At 44.6% G+C, this 21,136-nt stretch carries 19 protein-coding genes and 1 tRNA gene; 9 read left to right on the top strand and 11 right to left on the bottom strand.

Features of this window, described 5'->3' with window-relative positions; genetic code table 11:
* The first annotated feature begins 54 nt into the window (after positions 1-54).
* Positions 55-3,195 (top strand): efflux RND transporter permease subunit, encoded by a 3,141-nt coding sequence (locus ASF99_RS01295; protein ID WP_055966627.1) that lies wholly within the window; start codon positions 55-57, stop codon positions 3,193-3,195.
* A gap of 60 nt (positions 3,196-3,255) precedes the next feature.
* Here the strand turns inward: ASF99_RS01295 and ASF99_RS01290 are convergent, their stop codons facing one another.
* Together ASF99_RS01290 and ASF99_RS01285 are read right to left on the bottom strand one after the other, a co-directional pair.
* Positions 3,256-3,732 (bottom strand): hypothetical protein, encoded by a 477-nt coding sequence (locus ASF99_RS01290; protein ID WP_035398896.1) that lies wholly within the window; start codon positions 3,730-3,732, stop codon positions 3,256-3,258.
* A 65-nt stretch (positions 3,733-3,797) separates the two neighbouring features.
* On the bottom strand, positions 3,798-4,631 hold the full coding sequence (locus ASF99_RS01285; protein ID WP_055966624.1) for a M15 family metallopeptidase: 834 nt from the start codon (positions 4,629-4,631) through the stop codon (positions 3,798-3,800).
* Between the two features lie 213 nt (positions 4,632-4,844).
* On the opposite strand from ASF99_RS01285, the gene ASF99_RS01280 reads away from it, so the two are divergent.
* Both ASF99_RS01280 and ASF99_RS01275 read left to right on the top strand, forming a co-directional pair.
* Positions 4,845-5,390 carry a methyltransferase family protein gene (locus ASF99_RS01280; RefSeq protein ID WP_023467151.1) on the top strand — a complete coding sequence of 182 codons (546 nt, stop codon included), beginning with the start codon at positions 4,845-4,847 and terminating at the stop codon, positions 5,388-5,390.
* A 16-nt stretch (positions 5,391-5,406) separates the two neighbouring features.
* Positions 5,407-6,894, top strand: a complete 1,488-nt coding sequence (locus tag ASF99_RS01275) for a phytoene desaturase family protein (protein ID WP_023467150.1) — start codon at positions 5,407-5,409, stop codon at positions 6,892-6,894.
* Between the two features lie 59 nt (positions 6,895-6,953).
* Here ASF99_RS01275 and ASF99_RS01270 read toward each other — a convergent pair whose 3' ends face one another.
* The 3 genes from ASF99_RS01270 to ASF99_RS01260 are packed head-to-tail and all read right to left on the bottom strand — an operon-like array spanning position 6,954 to position 9,538.
* Positions 6,954-7,520, bottom strand: coding sequence for a histidine phosphatase family protein (locus ASF99_RS01270; RefSeq protein WP_023467149.1), 567 nt, complete (start codon positions 7,518-7,520; stop codon positions 6,954-6,956).
* A 16-nt stretch (positions 7,521-7,536) separates the two neighbouring features.
* Complete coding sequence (locus ASF99_RS01265) at positions 7,537-8,187, bottom strand: response regulator transcription factor (protein ID WP_023467148.1); 651 nt, start codon at positions 8,185-8,187, stop codon at positions 7,537-7,539.
* Position 8,188: 1 nt separating this feature from the next.
* Positions 8,189-9,538, bottom strand: a complete 1,350-nt coding sequence (locus ASF99_RS01260) for a HAMP domain-containing sensor histidine kinase (RefSeq protein ID WP_035398902.1) — start codon at positions 9,536-9,538, stop codon at positions 8,189-8,191.
* 148 nt (positions 9,539-9,686) lie between these two features.
* Between ASF99_RS01260 and ASF99_RS01255 the strand changes: the two genes are divergently transcribed.
* The gene (locus ASF99_RS01255; protein ID WP_035398904.1) at positions 9,687-10,241 is read left to right on the top strand and encodes a YdhK family protein; all 555 of its coding nucleotides are present in this window, start codon (positions 9,687-9,689) and stop codon (positions 10,239-10,241) included.
* Positions 10,242-10,288: 47 nt separating this feature from the next.
* Here the strand turns inward: ASF99_RS01255 and ASF99_RS01250 are convergent.
* Positions 10,289-10,361: transfer RNA gene (locus ASF99_RS01250), tRNA-Val, on the bottom strand.
* A gap of 139 nt (positions 10,362-10,500) precedes the next feature.
* The gene (locus ASF99_RS01245) at positions 10,501-11,127 is read right to left on the bottom strand and encodes a nitroreductase family protein (RefSeq protein WP_055966621.1); all 627 of its coding nucleotides are present in this window, start codon (positions 11,125-11,127) and stop codon (positions 10,501-10,503) included.
* Between the two features lie 185 nt (positions 11,128-11,312).
* On the opposite strand from ASF99_RS01245, the gene yhfH reads away from it, so the two are divergent.
* From yhfH to ASF99_RS01230, 4 genes are all read left to right on the top strand, one after another.
* Positions 11,313-11,459, top strand: a complete 147-nt coding sequence (yhfH, locus tag ASF99_RS17035; RefSeq protein WP_064505459.1) for a protein YhfH — start codon at positions 11,313-11,315, stop codon at positions 11,457-11,459.
* Positions 11,460-11,870: 411 nt separating this feature from the next.
* On the top strand, positions 11,871-12,497 hold the full coding sequence (locus ASF99_RS01240; protein WP_235515858.1) for a polysaccharide deacetylase family protein: 627 nt from the start codon (positions 11,871-11,873) through the stop codon (positions 12,495-12,497).
* Positions 12,498-12,512: 15 nt separating this feature from the next.
* Entirely contained in the window at positions 12,513-13,154 is a 642-nt protein-coding gene (locus ASF99_RS01235; RefSeq protein ID WP_052017209.1) for a YkyA family protein, read from the top strand.
* 100 nt (positions 13,155-13,254) lie between these two features.
* Complete coding sequence (locus ASF99_RS01230; RefSeq protein ID WP_035398907.1) at positions 13,255-14,157, top strand: EamA family transporter; 903 nt, start codon at positions 13,255-13,257, stop codon at positions 14,155-14,157.
* Positions 14,158-14,178: 21 nt separating this feature from the next.
* On the opposite strand, the gene nagE is transcribed toward ASF99_RS01230, so the two are convergent.
* The 3 genes from nagE to ASF99_RS01215 form a co-directional block, all read right to left on the bottom strand.
* Complete coding sequence (nagE, locus tag ASF99_RS01225; protein ID WP_035398909.1) at positions 14,179-15,687, bottom strand: N-acetylglucosamine-specific PTS transporter subunit IIBC; 1,509 nt, start codon at positions 15,685-15,687, stop codon at positions 14,179-14,181.
* 212 nt (positions 15,688-15,899) lie between these two features.
* The gene (locus ASF99_RS01220) at positions 15,900-16,097 is read right to left on the bottom strand and encodes a CsbD family protein (protein WP_023467139.1); all 198 of its coding nucleotides are present in this window, start codon (positions 16,095-16,097) and stop codon (positions 15,900-15,902) included.
* Positions 16,098-16,251: 154 nt separating this feature from the next.
* Positions 16,252-17,454, bottom strand: a complete 1,203-nt coding sequence (locus ASF99_RS01215; protein WP_023467138.1) for an ornithine--oxo-acid transaminase — start codon at positions 17,452-17,454, stop codon at positions 16,252-16,254.
* Positions 17,455-17,640: 186 nt separating this feature from the next.
* Here ASF99_RS01215 and ASF99_RS01210 point away from each other — a divergent pair, with 186 nt between their 5' ends.
* Complete coding sequence (locus tag ASF99_RS01210) at positions 17,641-19,668, top strand: EAL domain-containing protein (RefSeq protein ID WP_055966617.1); 2,028 nt, start codon at positions 17,641-17,643, stop codon at positions 19,666-19,668.
* Between the two features lie 57 nt (positions 19,669-19,725).
* Here the strand turns inward: ASF99_RS01210 and ASF99_RS01205 are convergent, their stop codons facing one another.
* A complete protein-coding gene (locus ASF99_RS01205) occupies positions 19,726-21,123 on the bottom strand; it encodes a basic amino acid/polyamine antiporter (RefSeq protein ID WP_200934658.1) in 1,398 nt (465 codons plus the stop codon).
* Positions 21,124-21,136: the final 13 nt, after the last annotated feature.

The raw sequence follows: 21,136 nt of genomic DNA, 5'->3' as shown, positions 1-21,136 counted from the left end.
ATGAGTGTCCTCTACTATGTAAATAAGCACATACAAAAAGAAAGGAGCGTTCATATGAACTTTTTAACCCGATTTAGTTTGAAGAACTCGGTTGCTGTCTTCATCATTGCAATCCTATTGATTTTAGGAGGCGTGTATTCCTTCTCACAATTAAAAGTTGATCAGTTCCCGGAAATCGAGTTTCCTCAGATTTCAATCGAAGCGGTTTACCCTGGTGCATCACCTGACGATGTCGATAAACAAGTCGTCTCAAAGCTTGAAACTTCCCTTAAAGGAATTGAAGGGGCTACCAAGCTAACAAGTTCTTCTTATGAAAGTATCGGTATCTTAAACATCGAATTCCCGTTCGATACCGATATGGATAAGGTCGAACAACAAATCGATGCTGCCATCCAAGATGCGAATCTACCGGAGGAAGCAACGACGAAATTAAATCGTCTGTCCTTTGGATCGTTCCCGATCTATAATATCTCCTTCTTTAGCAAGGATGGTAAAGACATCGAAAAAATCCTTAAGGAAGACATCGAGCCTGAACTTAATAAGATTCCAGGCATCAACAGCGTGTCGGTTGGTGGCTATAAGGATGATCTCGTTCAAATCACCGTCGATAAGGAGAAAGCGACGGAAGCGGGTCTCTCGCTCTCAAGCATCAAGGAACAAATCAATGGAAAGTATGTCTCGTTCCCATCTGGTCAGCTACCAGAAAACGATTCGAAAATTCCGATTCGTGTTGAGGAAAAACTAGAAAATCTAGATAAACTAAAAAATCTACAATTAACACCTGCTACAGGTGCAGCTAGTTCATCAAGTAACGGTCAAACAGGTGGTTCATCTGCTGGCGGTCCACCACAAGGTGCAACGCAAGGACCACCAAGTACAACAGGTGGTGCAGCTGCAGATCAGGCGTCTGAACCTGTAGAGCCGATTCGCCTAGAGGATATCGCAAAAATCGAAGCCGTCTCACAACAAAGTGAAAAAACACGTTACGATTTAAAAGATTCCTTATCGATGGCAATCACGAAAAAACAAGATGCCAATACGGTCGAAATCGCAGATGAAGTCACGAAGATCCTCAATAAATATGACGACCAAGTCGACTATACGATTGGGATTGATTCAGCGAAGGATATCGAGGAGTCCGTTGCGACACTCGTCAAAGAAGGATTACTTGGTGCCCTCTTCGCATCACTCGCTGTACTCTTATTCTTGCGGAACATCCGCGCGACGATCATCGCCATCGTCTCGATTCCATTGTCATTACTCATCGCCGCTATCTTCTTGAACTGGCAAGATATCTCCCTGAACATCATGACACTTGGTGGGATGGCTGTTGCAGTCGGTCGTGTCGTCGATGATAGTATCGTTGTCATCGAGAACATCTTCCGGCGCGTCCGAAAATCCGAATCCGGTATGACGGATGAGATCATCGAACAATCGACAAAAGAGATTCTAAAAGCAATCACGTCATCAACGCTGACGACCGTCGTCGTCTTCCTGCCGATTGGATTTGTCGGTGGGATTACTGGTAAGTTCTTCTTACCGTTCGCTTTGACGATTATTTTCTCATTACTTGCTTCACTACTCGTTGCGATCACGATCGTACCGATTCTCGCGAAATTTGCCTTCAAGAAGGTACCAGCAGAAGAAAAAGAAGGCGCTCTCCAACGTTGGTATGGAAAGCTGATTGAAAAATCACTCTCGCACAAGGCGATCATCTTGGTCGTATCGTTCGTCCTTCTCGGTGGTTCCCTAGCGATCGTACCGCGTCTCGGATTTACGTTCATTCCGAACGAGGCATCGAAAACCTTGACGGCATCGCTCGAACTTCCGGCTGCCACATCACTTGAAAAAACAAGTGACGTCTCGTTTGAGATGGAAAAAATGTTTGATAAAGAAAAAGCCATTGCTGACGTGACGACTTCTGTCGGAGCACGTGACTTCACGACAGGCTTACGTCTCGATAATAAAGCAAGTTACTTCTTGAATCTAAAAGACGGTGTAAACGTCGAGAAAACGATCAAGTCACTTGAGACACAGATGGAAGACATCGCTCAAGATGAAAACGTCGATGTCAAAATCAGTGTGGCTGAACTATCGACAGGTGGTCCTCCGTCGAATAACAACGTCGATGTCGACTTATTCTCGAACGACCTCGAAGCCCTTCAAGAGGCGGCAAAACTCGTCGAGGATAACATGTCGAAAAATAATGATTTGAAATATGTCACGAACAACTTCAGCGAAAAACAAAAGCAGTATCTCGTAGAAATCGATCCTGAGAAAGCAAGTGATCGCGGACTATCTGGTTTCCAAATTCTCGGTACCGTCAACGATCAAACGAAGCCAGTCACGGTCGGAACGCTCAATCTCGACAATAAGGATCAAGACGTACAATTATCTTATGAAGAAGGACTCGTCTCGAAAGAAGATCTCGAAGATGTCCAACTCTTCTCAGCAAACGGTCCTGTCGCTTTAAAAGATGTTGCGAATGTCAATGAAGTCGAGACCTTCACATCGATTCAGAAACTCGACGGAAAAGTATATGCTCGCGTATCTGGACAAGTCAAAGGAGACGACGTTCAAAACGTTTCGAACGCTGTAAAAGCTGACGTCGAAAAAATCGATTTACCAGACGGTGTCTCACTGACAAGTGGTGGCGGAAATGACGATACGGTCGAAATCTTCCAATCACTCGGAATTGCGATCGTCGTTGCAATCGGACTTGTTTACCTGACAATGTTGATCACATTCGGAAAAGCTCGGATTCCGTTCATCATCTTGTCCTCTCTGATTTTTGTTCCGATTGGTTCACTCGTCACGCTCTTCCTTGCGAATGAACCATTGTCTGTTAGTGTCATGATCGGCTTCTTGATGTTGATCGGAATCGTCACCACGAACGCAATCGTTCTCGTCGACCGCATTGGTCAAAACGTCGGACGTGGTATGCCGATCCGCGAATCATTGATTGAAGCTGGTAAAACGCGATTACGCCCAATCCTAATGACCGCATTTGCAACAATCATGGCATTGGTGCCTCTCGCATTAACCACTTCTTCAGGAACATTGATCTCAAAAGGTCTTGCCTTGACGGTCATCGGTGGATTAACGACTTCTACGTTGTTAACACTTATCATCGTTCCTGTCGTCTATGAATTGTTCTTCTTCAAAAAAGCAAAAAAAGAACGTACGACTAAGTAAATGCACATGAAAAGGAGCCTATCGCGATCCAAGCGATAGGCCCCTTTCGTTCTATCAGGCTTACGACTCTAACTGTTCATCCGTTCGTTCTAATGTACCATCATGTTGCGCTACTAATCCGTCAAGAACGGATGGTTCAAACTCTTCACCGATCGCGATAATTCCTGTTTGTCCAGGTGGAATGACACCGAGTGTTCGTTTGAACGTTTCTTGGATTTCTTGATTTTCCTTCATGTCTTTCGATCCACCAATCAGCATACCCGTCATCGAACCAAGCAAGATGCCAAATGGTCCACCTAAGATACCAACGGCCATTCCAATCAATGAGCCTTTGACGGCGCGATTCGATCCGCTTAGGTCTACAGCATCTTCAAACGAAAAAGCACCATTCTCATTTCGCTTGATGACGGCAACCTGTTCGAAATCGACTTGACCTCGTGCATGATATTTCTTCAATTCACTAAATACTTGATAGGATGTCGCTTCTTCTTTGAACGTAAACGTCATGATGTGATGTTTCGCATCTTTTTTTGCCATTCGTTCCACCTCTTTCACCCGAGACGAATAACCGACTAAGCCAACATCCTCTATTTACCATGTTTTTAAGGAGTCGAAACCTTTACTGGTTTCCATGGTGCGAGGTGGAAATACTCCTCCATTGTTAATCCACTGACTTTTAGACGAGCGGCAAGCGTTGCTCCGACATACCGATAGTGCCAGCTCTCATACGTATAACCCGTCCAAGATTCTTTACCAGATGGATAACGGAGATGGAAGCCGTAGCGGTGAGCATTCGCAAACAACCATTTTGCCTCTTTTGTTTTTGAAAAGCTGAACGTGGCGTATTTTGTTGAATCAGCGCCTCCGATATCAAACGCAAGACCTGTTTGGTGTTCACTTTTCCCGGGTTCCGCACTATACGTACTCGCCTTCTCATATCCATCACGCGCAACATATTTATCAAACAACGTTTTTTGATAGGTATAGGAGCGATAAGTACTAAATGCAACGAGCGTAATTCCCTCTTTTTTAGCCGCTACACGCATTTTCTCAAACGCTGCTCTTGCTTGTTGATTCTCACCAGGAGCGTATGTCGAGCGGAGCGCTAAGTTCTTATTCGCGATGAGAGTATGACCGATCCGTTTTCCACCGATTTGTTCATCCGTTAGTAGATATTTTGTGCTCGCATAACCAATCTTCGTACCATATTGTACTTTTGACCAGGTACCGACTTTCGACAGTTCCGTCACATAGATCCCTGTTGGAATAACCGTAAGACTCGGTTGCTCGAGTGATGCCCCTTGACGTAAATGAAGGGATGTCTTGGCTTGACGATAAGAAGATGTTGATGCATCGACTGCTGGTATGTAAGTCGTCGTGGACGTAACCGTAGCTATCACTGCCAATGTCATGATGAATATCTGTTTTCTCTTCATTTTCGATTTTCACTCCATCTAATAATATTTACATTCCATATTTTAGATTAGAATACCATTCTTTTTTTCAAACATGGTTCTTTCGGAATGCTTGTCATGAAAATGAAGTATTTCTGAAGTTTTCTAAATGTAGCTTAAGGACGAATTACAATGGGTAAATAACGATGTATGCGTTTTCGAAACATGATTCTGATGTAGAAAGGAGTAGCGTACGTGTCACTTTGGGAATGGATTTTCAGTATCGGTAGCATCTGCTGGATTGGCGAGATGATTCGTTTCCGGAATCGCTCCGAGTCTAAGTCAGGCGCAGCAGAACAAGTTAGTTTTTATTTGATTTTCCTTGTCCTAAGCGGAACGATCGTCTGCGCTTTCCTCTTTGCGAATGAAACTGTTTCTTCTGTCATGCGCATCTCTTCATGCATTTTATTATGGTGTGGTGTTTCCTTACGCCTATGGGGAATTCTCCACTTAAAACAACAGTTCACTCGTCATGTCGTCGTGGCGTCTGGTGATCAGCTCGTCAGTAGCGGTCCCTATCGCTTTTTACGTCACCCGTTATACAGTGGGTTGTTGTTGATTACGATGAGCTTCCCCCTGTTCACCGGTCAGTTCGGACTTTTCATTCTCTCCGGACTTCTGATGTTCATTTTCTTGCTCTACCGGATTCGAATCGAAGAAGCGATGTTAACGAAAGGTTTTGGACCCGCCTATACGGTATGGGCTGCAAAACGAAAACGATTGATTCCATTCATCTACTAAAGGAGAAGTGATCCATTTGAAGAAACGTGCAATCGTCATTGGAGCTGGTCTTGCTGGTATGTCTGCTGCCATTCGTTTGGCTGGAGATGGTTATGCAGTCACGATGCTTGAAAAGAATGCGAACGTTGGAGGGAAACTGAATCAACGTAGTGGAAAGGGATTTACTTTCGATACCGGTCCTTCTATCTTAACGATGCCTTGGGTACTCGAACAACTCTTCTCAAGCGTTCATCGTAACTTGGATGATTACTTAGAAATCGAGCGCATTGAACCGCAATGGCGTACATTCTTTGAGGATGGAACAAAAATCGATGTCAAAGGTGACTTACCTGGAATGCTCGAAGAAGTCGAGCACGTCTCGTCACGGGCTGATTTTGTCGAATTGTTCCGGTACTCCAAACAAATGTACGACTTGTGCCTCGACAGTTTTTATAAATACAGTCTTGAAGATTTAAAGGACTTAAAAAAATACCATACGATGTCTGATTTATTAAAGATGGACCCGATGAATACCGTTGCGACCGGAACCAAAAAACATCTCAATGATCCGTATCTCGAACAGCTATTCAACTATATGGTCATGTATGTCGGTTCCAACCCATATCAGGCACCTGCTGTCTTCAATCAGATGATTTATGTTCAAATGGGTCTCGGTATCTATTATGTCAAAGGTGGGATGTACCAAATCGCGCGTGCCATGAAACGGTTACTTGATGAGCTCCGTGTCACAGTTCACCTCAACTCCCCCGTTGAACAAATCGTCCTTGAAAATAAAAAAGCGGTGGGCGTTCTATCAAACGGAACATTCCATGCAGCCGACATCGTCGTCTCAAACCTTGAGGTCATCCCGACTTACGAACGGATCGTTCCGGAGAAAAAAGCCCGGAAACAGGCAAAAAAATTACAAGCGTCGTTTGCCCCTTCCGTTTCAGGTCTTGTCCTATTGCTCGGTGTAAATCGTGAGTATCGCGGGCTAGCGCATCATAATTTCTTTTTCTCAGAAAATCCAGAGCGTGAATTCGCCCAAATGTTCAAAGAAGGTACTCCTCCAGAGGATCCAACGATTTATGTCGGTGTCTCGTCAAAATCCGACGCTTCCCAAGCTCCTGAAGGGAAGGATAACTTATTCGTCTTGACACACGTTCCACCGCTAACACTTCAAAAAGGTGAGGTCGACTGGGATGCGTACCGCGAAGTCGTTCTCGATAAACTGGAGCGGATGGGACTTCATGGACTTCGGGAATCGATCGAGTTTGAATATCGCTTTACCCCAGAGGATTTGAAAGAATTATACGGTCCAAACGGTGGATCGATTTATGGTGTCGCAGCCGATCGGAAGAAAAATGGTGGATTCAAGATTCCATCGAAGAGTGACTTGTACGAAGGACTTTATTTCGTTGGTGGGTCGACACATCCAGGCGGCGGTGTACCAATGGTCACCTTGTCCGGTCAATTAACAGCTGATTTGATCCGAAAACATGAAGGTGCTGTTCCTACGCCTTAAGATTTCTCCAATTACAAAAGAGACGGAAACTGATTCACTCATCAGTTCCGTCTCTTTTTTTACTTTGTATTCGTCAAAAGTGGTACGACATGAATGTCCGCCTTTTCTCCTAATCTCACATCCATTCGACATACGGCTGGCATTGGTAAGGATTTCCAAAATGCGTAATCAAACGTCGAATCAAATGTTTCTAAGAGTAACACCATGATGTTTCCGTGTGTTCCAAGAACGACTATTTCGTCAGGATGCTTCTCCACTAGTTCGTCGATGAATGGCCGAATGCGTTGCGACGCTTCGTTGTTCGTTTCGCCTCCATACGGATTTTCATTCGGATGTTGCCATACATATGTGACCGCTGCTTGAAAATCGTCAAGCTCTCCCGGTGCTAACAATCGCTCTCGTAGTTCCTCTACCTCAATGATTGGTTGTTGACGTGCCTCCGCAAGCGGTGCAATCGTCTCGATCGCCCGTTGATACGGGCTGCTGTAGAACCTGTCGATTGGAATTTCTTGAAACGTTTCAAGTAAACGTATCGCATCTGCTCGTCCTTTATCGGAAAGTGGCCGTTTCCGTTCATCTGGTGAATATGTCGAGTGTGCGTGCCGTACGAAATAGAGTGTCGTCATGTTTTGATTTTCCCCTTTATTGGTGTGTCCATCGGTATCCGATTCCGCGAACTGTTTCGAGATGCTGTTCAATCGGAAAACCGCAAACACGTAGTTTTTCTCTTAAATGTCTGATATGCGAGTCGATCGTCCGCTCGTCTACAGACGCTTCCGCTCCCCATAACATCGTCGTTAGTTGATCGCGTGTCCAAACACGTCGTGGAGAATCTAAAAATACACCTAACAACTCAAACTCCGTCTTCGTTAACGAAATCTTTTGTTGGAGGTAACTACAACGATAGCTTTCCCGGTCATAGGATAGACCATCATACTGTTGCTGTAATAAAACTTCCATTCGCCCGATCAGTTCCCCTTCTTGAATCGGTTTTGATATGTAATCATTCGCTCCTACTTCTCGTGTCCGAATGATGTCTTCCCGCTGATTCCGAGCCGTAACCATCAAGATTGGGATGTTAGAGTGTTCTCGAATGAGACGACAACATGTCCAGCCATCCATATCCGGCATCATGACATCTAGTAAAATCAGGTCGAATACGTGCTGACGGCAGAGATCAAGAGCTTGTTGCGCAGAATCCACAAGCTGACACGTGTACCCATACGGCTGAATATACAGTTTGAGCAGTTCAAGCATTCTTGGTTCATCATCTACGATCAATACATGCGGCATTTTATTTCTCCTTCCACTGCAGTGTCACTTGTGTTCCATGTCCAAGCTGACTCTTGATGTTCAATTCTGCTCCATGTGTCTGAGCAATTGCTTCAACGATGGAGAGTCCGATTCCAGTTCCTCCATGTTTTCGAGAACGAGATGCTTCCGTTCGGTAGAGCCGTTTCGTTACATGAGGTAAAGATTCTGCAGCGATCCCTTCTCCTGTATCTTCGATTTGAATGAAAGCCCCTACTGCGTTGACACCATAACGAACGATAATTTTTCCCGACGTCGTATGTCGCCGTGCATTTTCAACGATATTCACGATCATCTGGCGGAGCTGCTGAGCGTCACCCATCACTTCTATTCGCTCACCTTCTATCTCGAACGAAACATTTTCTTGTTCGATGTCCAGGCGCATCAATCGTATCACTTGATGAATCAAGTCTTCGACATCGACAGGTTTTCGTTCCATCATAAAAGCATTCGCATCAATGCGTGCTAACCAAAATAATTGCTCAATCCATTCATTCATTTGCTGACTTTCTTCTCGAATGATCGTAACGTAGCGTTGTTGCTCATCCGGCGTCAACGTTTGACGTTCGAGAATGTCCGCGTATCCCTTTATATATGTCAATGGTGTTCGTAGTTCATGAGATACGCTTGCTAAAAATTCGGATCGTTCCCGATTCAAAAAATCGAGATCTTGTTTTAATTGCTGAATCGAACGCGCCAATTGTCCCAGTTCGTCTTGTCGATCAATCGGCAACGCTCCATCTTCCCCATCTAATAGACGTGCCGTCGCTTTTTCCATTTGAACCAGCGGACGAGAGATGAGTCGGGTCGTCCAAATGCTTGCCGCACCTGCTAATAAAAGTGCGAGCAGACCCACTTGGAAAAACTGCTGTTTCAACGGATTAAGTACGTGATCCACGATTGCTTTAGAAGCGAACATGAAGACATGACCCTGATGTTTCCCGTCGATGGTGATGGGACTGTCCGTCATTAAAAAGTCACGCATCGTCACGATTTTTCCTTGTTGACGGTAATCGAAATCCGTATGCTCTAGCACACTTTTCATCTCATTCGACAAAGGTCGTGACGCTTCGAGTCGTTTTCCATCTGCATCAGTGATCACTACAGTAAACGATGAATCTGCTTCCATCATGCTGACATGGCGCATCGTCGTTTGGTCATAGGAATCGACAAGGACATCACGATGGGTATTTCCTCGGTTCAGTAAACCGTCCACTACTTCCTGCGTTCGTGTTTGAGACAACTGATAATACAACGTCCCAAACAACACACTGCCACAAATTAAAAATGCCGCAAGCACGATCCCTCCGACCGAGTATGAAATACGACGCATGACGATTCCTCCTTTTCCTCTCCACTTTTAGTATAGCTAAAAAAAACGCGATCGACGCAGACAAACAAAACTGTCACCTCATCTGCACACGATTTGCACATACGCTGGGTATAGTAAAAAAGACTAGTGAATTCAGGAGGGTTTTATTATGAAAAAATCATTGACGTTAACCGCACTGGCTCTTAGTTCTACGCTTTGGCTCGGTGCATGCGGATCCGCTTCAAATGACGAAGGAAGCAATAGCGACTCACACGACATGTCTCATGGAGATATGATGCATTCGAGTGATGGAAAGATACCGTCTGGTCTAAAGGAAGCCAGTGATCCGACCTATCCGAAAGGAAGCAACGTCACGTTGACGACGAATCATATGGATGGAATGAACGGAGCTAAAGCAACGATTGCGGGAGCTTATGATACCGTCGTCTATGCGATTAGTTACAAACCGACTACTGGTGGAAAGATAGTGAAAAATCATAAATGGGTCATTCAGGAAGAACTCGATCCCGTTCCAACTAAGCCACTGCAAGTTGGTGATGAAGCGACTGTCAAAGCGGATCATATGAAGGGTATGGATGGAGCTAAAGCGACGATTGACGAAGTAAAAGAAACGACGGTTTATATGGTGAACTATGAACCAACGGACGGTGGAGAGATGGTGAAAAATCATAAATGGGTCACAGAGGATGAGATAAAGAAATAATAAAAAAAAGCCCGCTTTTCCTTTAAAGGAGAAGCGGGCTTTCGGTATGATTCTGACTGGGCTCGAACCAGCGACCTCTACCCTGTCAAGGTAGCGCTCTCCCAGCTGAGCTACAGAATCATGTTTGCAGTACGTTATGTACTTGCTAGGACATGTATTAATATATCAAGAAACTAAAAGGCTGACAAGTCTTTTTCTGAAAAAAAATAAAAAAATTTAAAATGGGGGAATCCACCCCGCTTCCCCCATTTTGAATGACTTACAGGAAGGTTGATACTCGATCAATCGGTAAACGTAGTGCCGGACGTTTTTTCGCATCTTCAACCGCTTTTCCGACAGCAATCAGCATGACTGGTACATACCGTGACTCGGTGATGAACGTTTCCGCAAAACGTTGATGATCAAATCCACCCATTGCGAGTGTTGATAATCCACGCGCTTCTGCCGCAAGCATCAATTGCATCGCAGCAAGGCTCGCATTCGACATAGCCGCGTCGCGTCCATACGCCTCACTTTGATAAGCGCCTTCTACCTGTGCCTTGATCGAATCAAACAGATCCTCTGTCATGCCACCTGCTTCCACTGCTGGACCGTACACTGGATTGTAGTTTCGATTAGCTTGAACATCACCTAAGATCGCAATGACTGCTGAAGCCGAAGTGATAGCCGGCTGATTGTATGCGATCGATGCAAGCTGCTGCTTCGCTTCTTCCGAATGAAAGACCGTGAAATGCCAGTGTTGCAAATTCCAAGCACTCGGCGCGGCTGTCGTCCATTCTAATAGTTCTTCTACTTCCTGTTTTGAAAGCTTGAACGTTTCGTCGTAATGACGAACGGAACGTCTTTCTGTTAAGACACGCATTGTATCAAGTGTTGCCTGTGTCATGTGTAAATCCCCCTTATCATTATCAGATTACTTAGATATCGTAGCATGTCTTATTTTCATTGTCCTCTATCAATACTTCAAACGAATCTACTGTTATAAAACAATAGTTGACATTCAACTTCTGTACTAATACAATAAAATCAAGAAAAAAGATCATTGCGTTTACTTTGAAGGAGGAAAAACACATGGAACAACCCCTTTACCAAGAAGCATCTGCTGCATTCTATCGTGAGCTTCCCGTCAAGACGTGTGCCCATTGCGGAAAAGAGATGGATGAACAATGTGAATCCTATCAAACGGAATGCGATGAGTGTGCTGTAACAGAACACTAAATAATACATGAAACAATCACTTACTTAGTGGTTGTTTTTTTATTTCTTTTAAACTCTTTCTAAATAAATCAATATTTTTTAGAAAAATCGATTTTCCGTCATCTTTTTGTCATCTGTTTGTTACAAAAGAAACAGTCAGAATGTTACATTATCTGTATATGATATTTTTGACAAAAGGAGCGACAGACAACGATGGATCCATTTACCTCAAGCCACGCTAGCGAACTCGGTCCACGACCGCGTACAAAAAAAAGAAAGTTTTTCCCTCGGTTTTTCTTACTTCTCACACTGGTCTTTCTCGGAGTTGGGGGATATGTCGCTTTCCGATATGTTTTTACTCCTGAACAACATTCCATTACGACAGGTAAATCCATTATTGAAGTGCCTGTCGTCAATATGGAAAAAGCACGCGTGGAAAAATGGAATGGTGTGACGAAAAAAGTCGCTTATTTAACATTCGAGGATGGTCCATCCGCATTAACACCGGACTTACTTCGAACATTGGATCAACTTCAGACTCGTGCCACTTTCTTTTATCTCGGAACACAAGTAGATGCTTTTCCACAAGAAGTCAAAGCTGCTGCTAAAGCTGGACACTATATCGGATTACACGGGGAAACACACGATTACGATACATTGTACGAAAAAGGAAAGTATGTCTCAGAGATGCAAAGTGTTCAGAAGAAAATCCATGAGTTGACGAAGCTAACACCACATTTGACACGACCACCTTATGGCTCTGATCCAGGCATCACAAAAAAAATGGCATCTGCCATTCATTCAGCAGACTTCCGTGTGTGGGACTGGTCGATCGATTCAATGGACTGGTATTACAAAGATAGTGCAAAAGAAGTCGCGAATACAGTCATTCGGCGAGCAGAGCGTCCGTTTGAAATCATTCTCTTACATGAACAACCACAAGCCATCAAAGCACTTCCAGCCATTGTTGCCGGACTTCAGAAAAAAGGCTATCAATTCGCGATTTATGATGAAGATTTCCATATTCCGTACAACTTCGCGCAACACTCGAATTTATAAGGAGTTACTATCCAGATGAAAAAAACATTCGTAGCAGTACTGTTCCTGTCGAGCTTTGGACTCGCTGCCTGTTCCAACGATTCACCAACCTCTCTTCATGAACAGCTAGAGCAACAAGTCAAAGGTGAAGAGAAAGCATTCACGCTAGCTGATCAACGTGCTCGTAAGGACGAAATTTCAGTTAATACGTATCAAGCCGTTCTTGATGCAGGTGCTGAAGAAATCAAACGCTCTCAAAATGAACGAGAGGAATTAGAAGCCTTAAATGACGAACGGCTTGCTTTATTGAAACAAGAAGAAACGTTACGTAAAGAAACGTACGCTGAACTTGATCTTGAAGAATTGCAGGATGCTGTCAACCAACTTGATGGTAAAGCAAAAACAGAAGGAACTGCCTTAGTGACAATCATCAAGGAACGCCAGCAGACGTTTCAAACGTTCTCGAAAACGTATCGACAAGCGATGGACGCCGAAAAGAAAGTGCTTTCACGCTTGACGAAAAAACCGGATTTCGTTAAGATTGATGAGTCAACAGCGGATTTAAATCGTTTAACACGGAAAGCTACCGCGTCATTAAAGAAGTGGAATACGCTGACCGTTCAGTATAATCAAACGAAAACCCGGCTGTATCGTTTGCTCGACACATCAACTCAATAAATCACACAGGTTGCAACCAAACCCTGTCCAAAAAACCTGGACAAGGCCCCGTTGCAACCTTTTTTGTGTGGTTTTTATTAAAAATGGAGGGAATTTATTCATGCATCGTTCAAAAGCAACCTTATTCGTTCTGATTGGCGCTATCAGTTATGGTGTCCTCTCAACGATCGTCAAACTCGCTTATGCCGCTGGATTTAACTCAGCAGCCGTTTCAGGTAGTCAATTTTTCTTCGGCTGGCTGATGATTTTCGGACTTGCCTTATTTACGAAAAATCTTCGTCTCGATCTCAAAACAGCTGGTCTTCTCATGCTGATCGGTATCTCAAGTGGTACAACTGGTTATCTGTACTATCAAAGTCTTCAAACCGTATCCGCATCCGTTGCGATTATTCTCTTATTCCAATTTACTTGGATCGGAGTCATCATCGATGCGCTCGCATTCAGACGCTTACCATCTCGCGCACACTTCTTGTCTGCGATTCTATTGATTGGTGGAGCCATTCTTGCGAGTGCCGCTTACTCGAGTCCACTCGACCTGCGTGGAACATTATTCGGTCTTGGAGCGGCTGTCAGCTTCTCGATTTTCTTACTCGCCAGCGGACGCATCGCCAATCATTTACCCGTCATCAAGAAAAGTTTTTACATGATGACAGGTGGTCTTGCTTTCGTCATGACGATGTATCCACCGACAACGTTCTTGTCCTCTGCGAACTTCGAAAATGGACTTCTGTTATACGCGATTCCGCTCGGTCTGTTCGCATTGATTTTACCACCGCTCTTATTTGCTGCTGGCGCGCCTCATCTCTCCCCAGCCAGCGTTTCTTTACTTGGAGCGGCTGAACTACCGACAGCAGTCATCTGTTCCGTCTTAATTTTAGGAGAACATCTGATGAGTTCCCAATGGATCGGGATCGTCATCATCTTGATCGGAATCTTTTATCCAATTTATCGCTCAAGCAAAACAGCATCTGTTGCGAACGTACAGCAAAACGACCTTTCCTGAGCTCAGGAAAGGTCGTTTTCTTTACTTCTGTCGTTTCATCGCATCCGCAACGAATTCGACGTCCGTACCAATGATGATTTGAACGCTAGTTGCCCCCATCTTCATGACACCTTTTGCTCCAGCCGCTTTAATCGCTGCTTCGTCAATGATGTTTGGATCTTTGACTTGAAGACGTAAACGTGTCGCACAATTGTCAATCGACGTGACATTTTCTGTTCCTTTTAGTCCCGCAAAGATGCGTGCTGCTTGTTGCTCATATTTATCGTCTGAATCTGTCAAAACGACTCCCGTGTCTGTGACGAGCGATTCATCTTCACGACCTGGTGTCTTCAGATCAAATTTCGTGATCATGAAGTAGAACAGGAAGTAGTAGACGACCGCGAACGCGAGACCAACCGGGATGAGAAGCAATGGTTTTGTGGCAATACCGAAGTTCAAGGCATAATCAATGAAACCAGCCGAGAAGGAGAAGCCATGTAAAATACCGAGTAAGTTGACGATGGCCATCGATAGACCTGTTAAAACCGCATGAATGACATATAAAACAGGTGATAAGAACATGAACGAGAACTCGATTGGTTCCGTGATCCCTGTCAAGAAGGACGTCAATCCAAGACCAATCATCGCTCCAGCAACTGCTTTTCGATTTTCTTTACGCGCAGCCATGACGATCGCAAAAGCTGCAGCCGGTAAGGCGAACATCATGATTGGGAAGAAGCCCGCTTGATAAATCCCAGCTGTCGGATCTCCAGCGAAGAAGCGCGCGATGTCACCGTTCGCGACCGTACCATCTGCTTTTTCATATGAACCGAAGACGAACCAGAAAATATTATTTAAGACGTGGTGTAAGCCGACAGGAATCAAGAGACGGTTAAAGAATCCAAACAGAGCAGCGCCTCCTGCACCAAGACCAACCATCCATTCACCAGCACCGTTGATGCCTTGCTCAATAAACGGCCAGACATAACCAAAGATGAAAGCAAGTACGAGCATGACCGCTGATGTAATGATTGGAACGAAACGACGACCTCCGAAGAACGCCAACCAATCCGGTAACTTAATGTTATAGAACCGATTGTATAGAAGTCCTGCGACGATACCCGCGATGATTCCACCGAATACCGCCATATTAACGGTCGAACCGAGTGTCGCCTGATTCGCGATCGAACCAAGTGTCGCTCCGTCGACCTTAGTCGAGGAATCATTGACGATCGCCGCGATCGCATCATACTTCGCCTGAATCTGTGCGCTGGAATAATCCTTGTTCATCGAGTCGACGCCATTCTTTAAGACGAGATACCCGATGGCCCCGGCAAGACCCGCTGCCCCGCTCGCATCGATCGATAGACCAATCGCGACACCAATGGCAAAGATTAATGGCAGGTTATCAAAAATAGCCCCTCCTGCTGCTACCATCAACGGAATATCTAACATATCCGCTGAACCTAATCGGAGTACGATTCCGGCAGCCGGTAATACTGCGATTGGTAACATCAAGGCTTTACCAATACGTTGTAGAAACTGCAACATACCTTTCACCCTTTCTTGAATAAACGATAATGACAGAACAATGTAAACGCTTTTACGTTTTTTATTATTCCACATAAACATCTAAATGACTAGACCTTTATACAAATTATTCATTATCTTTTTTTATTGATATAAAAATTCATTATAGCAGACGCTAAAAACCGGACTAGAGTCATTCTCCAGTCCGGTTTTTCTATTTAATTTCAACGGTCTTAGCGGCGATTTGTATCTTCAAAATTTTGTTGGACGTTACCGACTGTTTTCTTCGCCTCGCCTTTTACTTGATCTTTTTTACCTTCGCGCTCTGTCGATTTATCGCCTGTTGCTTTCCCAAGCGCTTCTTTTGCTTTACCCGCTACTTTATCGACGAGACCATCTACTTTTTTATTGAGACCACTGTTGTTTGACATAACCATTACCCCCATTTAAAAGTTTTTTTTGCGATAGTTGTCTGTTCCCTTGTCACTGATTTTCAAACGTTTCCTGTATCAAAACCGACACTTACCTAAACAAAAACAACAGTGAACGTCCTGTCCACTGTTGTTTAATCTAAAGCTATTCTTTTTACTGGGCGACGGAAACACCTAATACTTGTTCAATCCGTTCGAACGCCCAATCCAACTCTTCTTTTGTGATGACGAGCGGTGGTGCAAAACGAATGACTGTCTCATGTGTTTCTTTACAGAGCAAGCCTTTTTCCTTCAACGCTTCGCAATATGGTCGCGCTGCTTCTGTTAATTCAACACCAATGAATAATCCACGTCCACGTACTTCTTTAATCATCGGGTTGTTGATTTGTTTTAATTTCTCCATGAAGTACGTACCGAGTTCGAGTGAACGTTCCGGTAACTTTTCGTCTTCTAATACTTCAAGTGAAGCAATCGAGACGGCACAAGCGAGTGGATTTCCACCGAACGTCGAGCCGTGTGATCCTGGATTGAAGACGGAAAGGACATCTTTATTCGCAGCCACACATGAGATCGGGAATACACCACCACCCAGTGCTTTACCGAGGATATACATATCTGGCGTCACTTCGTCCCAATCAGAGGCGAACCATTTGCCAGAACGGCCTAGTCCAGATTGAATCTCATCCGATACGAGCAGAACATTCTGCGCACGACAAACTTCTTGCGCATCTTTTAAGAAACCATCGTAAGGAATTAAGATGCCTGCTTCGCCTTGAATTGGTTCCAAGATGAATGCCGCTGTATTCTCAGTGATCGCCTGTTTTAATGCCTCAAGATCGCCGTATGGAATTGTCTTGATTCCAGGAAGAAGCGGTCCAAATCCCCGTTGGTATTCTGCTTCCGTTGACATTGAGACGGCTGTCATCGTCCGACCATGGAAGTTTCCTTCACAAACGATGATTTCAGCATCACCTGGGATTTGTTTGACTTCATATGCCCAGCGTCGTGCTGCTTTTACTGCTGTCTCAACAGCTTCCGCACCTGTATTCATCGGTAATACCATGTCTTTACCCGTCAGTTGTGCTACTTTTTCATAGAAAAAGCCCAGTTGATCATTGTGGAAGGCGCGTGACGTCAACGTGATCTTATCCGCCTGTCGTTTTAGAGCCTCGATGATTTTCGGATGACGATGCCCTTGGTTGACAGCTGAGTAAGCGCTCAACATATCCATATAACGACGTCCTTCCGGATCCGTTACGAAGACACCCTCTGCTTCTGAAATGACGATCGGGAGTGGATGGTAGTTATGTGCTCCGAACTGTTCTGTCTGTTGAATGATTTTCTCTGTTTGATTCATCGAGATTCCCCCTTATAGCTCTTTAGAAAACGCTTTCAAAATCATTATAGCAGATTTTCTTGTATAATCTTCATCTAAAAAATGTATAACCTAGAGGATTACGATGCGTAAGAATTGAATATATTGGGAAAAGACAAGACAAGTGAACCGTCATCTCTTTTCATCATAAAGGAGCGTGCGCACGTAATGGATCGTTCGACCATTGATTCCTATGAAGTCGTCATTCAAGAATTCCCTTTACCCGCTTTCATCCTGAATACTGATTTGACCATCCGTTCTTGGAATGAACTAGCCGAAAGCCAGTGGGGCTGGACACAACAAGAAGTCGTGGATCAGACTGTTCCACTTCTTGAACAGGAAGACATGGCATTCAGTCATCAGATTTGGCGTGCCTTCTTGGAACGCCGTCAATCGGTCCAATTACCGAATGCCTCCTTATTGCATAAGACGGGCACTTCTGTAACATCAACTCTCCTTCTGTCTCCTTTACTTGATGATACAGGAACCGTTATTGCCGCTTTTGCTTGCTGTATCCCTTCAGCTGAGCAACAAACGAACATGAAACCACTCTTCCAAGGATTGATGGATTTGCGCTATGCATTCGATCAGATTGCTTCTGTCGCTGTCTTCGATGCACGAGGAACGATCACGTACGCGAATGATCAACTCATCGATGTGACAGGATATTGTTCTGAGATGCTTCTCAACCAACCATGGTCGCTCATCTTAGACCCATCCAGTCCCGTCGTTTCGGAGATTCGTGCACAACTTCGTGAACGAAAAGCCTGGTCTGGTCGCCTTAGCCTCACTTCGCAAACGGGCGAACGAAAACATCTCCAAGCGACATTGATTCCAATTTATGATGCGAACGGCGTTCGTTTTCAGCACCTGTTCATCGGCAACGACATCACGGAAACAACTGCGCTTGAAGAAGAACTTGATTTTTTAGTGCATCATCATGAGATGACGCATTTATTGAATAAACGTGGATTTTTACGCGAAGGAGAATCCTTATTCCGCTCTGCTGGATCACATGATCCCGTTGCACTCATTTTGTTCGATATCGATCGTTTCAAAGTCATCAACGATTCGTTTGGAACACATGTCGGCGATCAACTTCTTCAAGCAATGGCAACGCGTCTTTTGCAACATACGACAGATGTACTTGCTTTTCATCCGACGAGTGATCTGTTTGGTGTCTTGTTACCTGCACCGTCGAGCAATCTACTTTTTCAGTATGCTCGAAAGTTACAACAAGCACTGCAGCGTCCTTATTACATTAACGGTCATTCACTCATCGTTTCTTGTACATTCGGGATCACCGTCTATCCGTCGGAAGCAAAAACACTGGAAGATTTATACCGCCGCTCTGAAACTGCTCTATATGCAGGAAAATCAATTGGTACCGGAACGATTCAGTACTTAACACACGAGATGGACACACAGTTCACACGGAAAATCCAACTCGAACGTTCCCTCTTCACGGCACTCGAAGATCAATCCCTATATCTTGCTTATCAACCAATCATTGAAATTCAGACACAAGCCGTTAAAGGCTTCGAAGCGTTATTACGCTGGAATCACACGGCACTCGGGAGTATTCCACCAGATGAATTCATCCCACTCGCTGAAGAAGCTTCACTGATCACACCAATCAACAACTGGGTCATCATTGAAGCATGTGAACAGCTCGCGAAGTGGCAACAGACGATTAATCCTGAACTGACGATGGCAATCAATATTTCACCGCATCAGTTCCAAAGTGACTCTTTTATTCGAACGTTGCAACATATCGTAACGGAGCGACTCGTTTCACCATCTTCCGTTACGCTGGAGATGACAGAGAATATTGCGATTTTACAGACGCAACGAACGGTCGAACGTATGCACCTCATCAAGTCGTTCGGCTTCCGTTTATCGATCGATGATTTCGGTACCGGTTATTCTTCTTTACAGTATCTCAGTGCTTTTCCAATCGACGAATTAAAAATTGATAAAGTATTCATTGATGGTCTGGCGAAAAATGACCATGCCTTGCTGGATTCCATCATTCAACTTGGTCACAACTTAGAGTTGAATCTTGTCGCTGAAGGTGTTGAGACAGAACACGCGTTAGATTATCTAAAAACAACATCGTGTCAGCATATGCAAGGGTTTATTTTCTCTGAACCTCTATCTGTACAGGATATCGAAAAACGATTCTTAGCACCTTAATCAAAAAAGAAGTCACGGTGGATAACAATCACCGTGACTTCTTTTGCATATCATTTCTTACAACTGAATTTCTCCTACAACCATTCCGTAAACGGCTACTCCTGCTAAGACAACGAGGATCATACTAGCAATCCACTCATAACGTGACATGCCCGTCCGTTGCTGTTCTCGCTCTGCTAACGCGTACGCGAGAATCCCTGGAGCATAGACTAATGCCGCGATGACGATGTACCAGATACCCGACGCATAGACGAGCCAAATCGAATACGCTGATGCGATGACAGAGAAAAGTAACATTTTCTGATTGCGTTCTTCGCGCGATGTCCGAATGCTATACAACGCTGATAATAGGTACGGTAATAACGCACAAATCCCGGCGATACTCGATAAGACAAGATAGGTTTGCGCTGAGAAAAGCGCGATTCCTGCGACGACTTGTGTCGCGATCTGTGTAATCAACAGCGCACCGACTGGAGCTCCTTTTCGATTCGTTTTTGCGAATGCTTTCGGAAACGCACCGTCTTTCGCCACAAGATACGATATTTCTGATGCGAGAATCGTCCATCCGAGAAGTGCGCCAGATAGTGAAATAATCAAACCGATCATGATGATCGTCGCACCGATTGGTCCAATCGCTGCTTCTAATACATACGCCATCGTCGGTTCTTTTAATCCAGCTAGTTGTTCTTGACTAAGCACTCCGAGTGATAGAACAGAAATCAAGATATAGATGACTAACACGCCAACGAGTCCTGTTACCGTCGCTTTTCCGACATCACTTCGATTTTTAGCACGACTCGACAAGACGACAGCACCCTCAATACCGACGAACGCCCAAAGTGTGACGAGCATCGTTCCTTTTACTTGATCGAAGATCGAACCGAGTTCTGTTCCCTCTCCCCAAATATCCAAATTAAACGTTTTGATATTAAAGGCAATTCCGACTAGAAGAATGAAAATCAAGATTGGAACAAGCTTTGCGATCGTCGTAATCAGATTGACGAGCGTCGCTTCCTTGATTCCGCTCGATACGAGCCAGAACAATCCCCAAATGACGACTACACTCATCAAAAGGAGGAATATTCGATTTTCTGCTGCGAAAATCGGGAAGAAATAACTAATCGCATTAAACACGAGCGTGATATTCGCAACCGTTCCAATCCACGCCGATACCCAGTATCCCCACGCACTGTTAAAGCCGACAAAACGTCCAAATCCTTCACGCGCATAGGCATAAATGCCGCCTTCGAGCTCTGGTTTACTATTGGCGAGATGCTGGAATACTAACGCGAGCATGATCATTCCGATCCCCGTTATACTCCATCCGATGAGGATAGGTCCTGCACTTGCACTTTGGGCCATTGCACCAGGGAGGTTAAAAGCTCCTCCACCGACCATGGACCCGATGACCATTGCCGCGAGCGCAAAGAAGCCGATTTTTTGCTGATTCATGATGAGACACTTCCTT

The organism is Exiguobacterium sp. Leaf187 (assembly GCF_001423925.1).
Lineage (GTDB): Bacteria > Bacillota > Bacilli > Exiguobacteriales > Exiguobacteriaceae > Exiguobacterium_A > Exiguobacterium_A indicum.
This window is presented reverse-complemented; position numbering and strand designations above follow the sequence as displayed.

Excerpts from the sequence above, each read along its gene's own strand:
- ASF99_RS01295 (WP_055966627.1), top strand. The coding sequence starts at position 55 with ATGAACTTTTTAACCCGATTTAGTTTGAAGAACTCGGTTGCTGTCTTC.
- ASF99_RS01290 (WP_035398896.1), bottom strand. The coding sequence starts at position 3,732 with ATGGCAAAAAAAGATGCGAAACATCACATCATGACGTTTACGTTCAAA.
- ASF99_RS01285 (WP_055966624.1), bottom strand. The coding sequence starts at position 4,631 with ATGAAGAGAAAACAGATATTCATCATGACATTGGCAGTGATAGCTACG.
- ASF99_RS01270 (WP_023467149.1), bottom strand. The coding sequence starts at position 7,520 with ATGACGACACTCTATTTCGTACGGCACGCACACTCGACATATTCACCA.
- ASF99_RS01265 (WP_023467148.1), bottom strand. The coding sequence starts at position 8,187 with ATGCCGCATGTATTGATCGTAGATGATGAACCAAGAATGCTTGAACTG.
- ASF99_RS01260 (WP_035398902.1), bottom strand. The coding sequence starts at position 9,538 with ATGCGTCGTATTTCATACTCGGTCGGAGGGATCGTGCTTGCGGCATTT.
- ASF99_RS01255 (WP_035398904.1), top strand. The coding sequence starts at position 9,687 with ATGAAAAAATCATTGACGTTAACCGCACTGGCTCTTAGTTCTACGCTT.
- ASF99_RS01245 (WP_055966621.1), bottom strand. The coding sequence starts at position 11,127 with ATGACACAGGCAACACTTGATACAATGCGTGTCTTAACAGAAAGACGT.
- yhfH (WP_064505459.1), top strand. The coding sequence starts at position 11,313 with ATGGAACAACCCCTTTACCAAGAAGCATCTGCTGCATTCTATCGTGAG.
- ASF99_RS01235 (WP_052017209.1), top strand. The coding sequence starts at position 12,513 with ATGAAAAAAACATTCGTAGCAGTACTGTTCCTGTCGAGCTTTGGACTC.
- ASF99_RS01230 (WP_035398907.1), top strand. The coding sequence starts at position 13,255 with ATGCATCGTTCAAAAGCAACCTTATTCGTTCTGATTGGCGCTATCAGT.
- nagE (WP_035398909.1), bottom strand. The coding sequence starts at position 15,687 with ATGTTGCAGTTTCTACAACGTATTGGTAAAGCCTTGATGTTACCAATC.
- ASF99_RS01220 (WP_023467139.1), bottom strand. The coding sequence starts at position 16,097 with ATGTCAAACAACAGTGGTCTCAATAAAAAAGTAGATGGTCTCGTCGAT.
- ASF99_RS01215 (WP_023467138.1), bottom strand. The coding sequence starts at position 17,454 with ATGAATCAAACAGAGAAAATCATTCAACAGACAGAACAGTTCGGAGCA.
- ASF99_RS01210 (WP_055966617.1), top strand. The coding sequence starts at position 17,641 with ATGGATCGTTCGACCATTGATTCCTATGAAGTCGTCATTCAAGAATTC.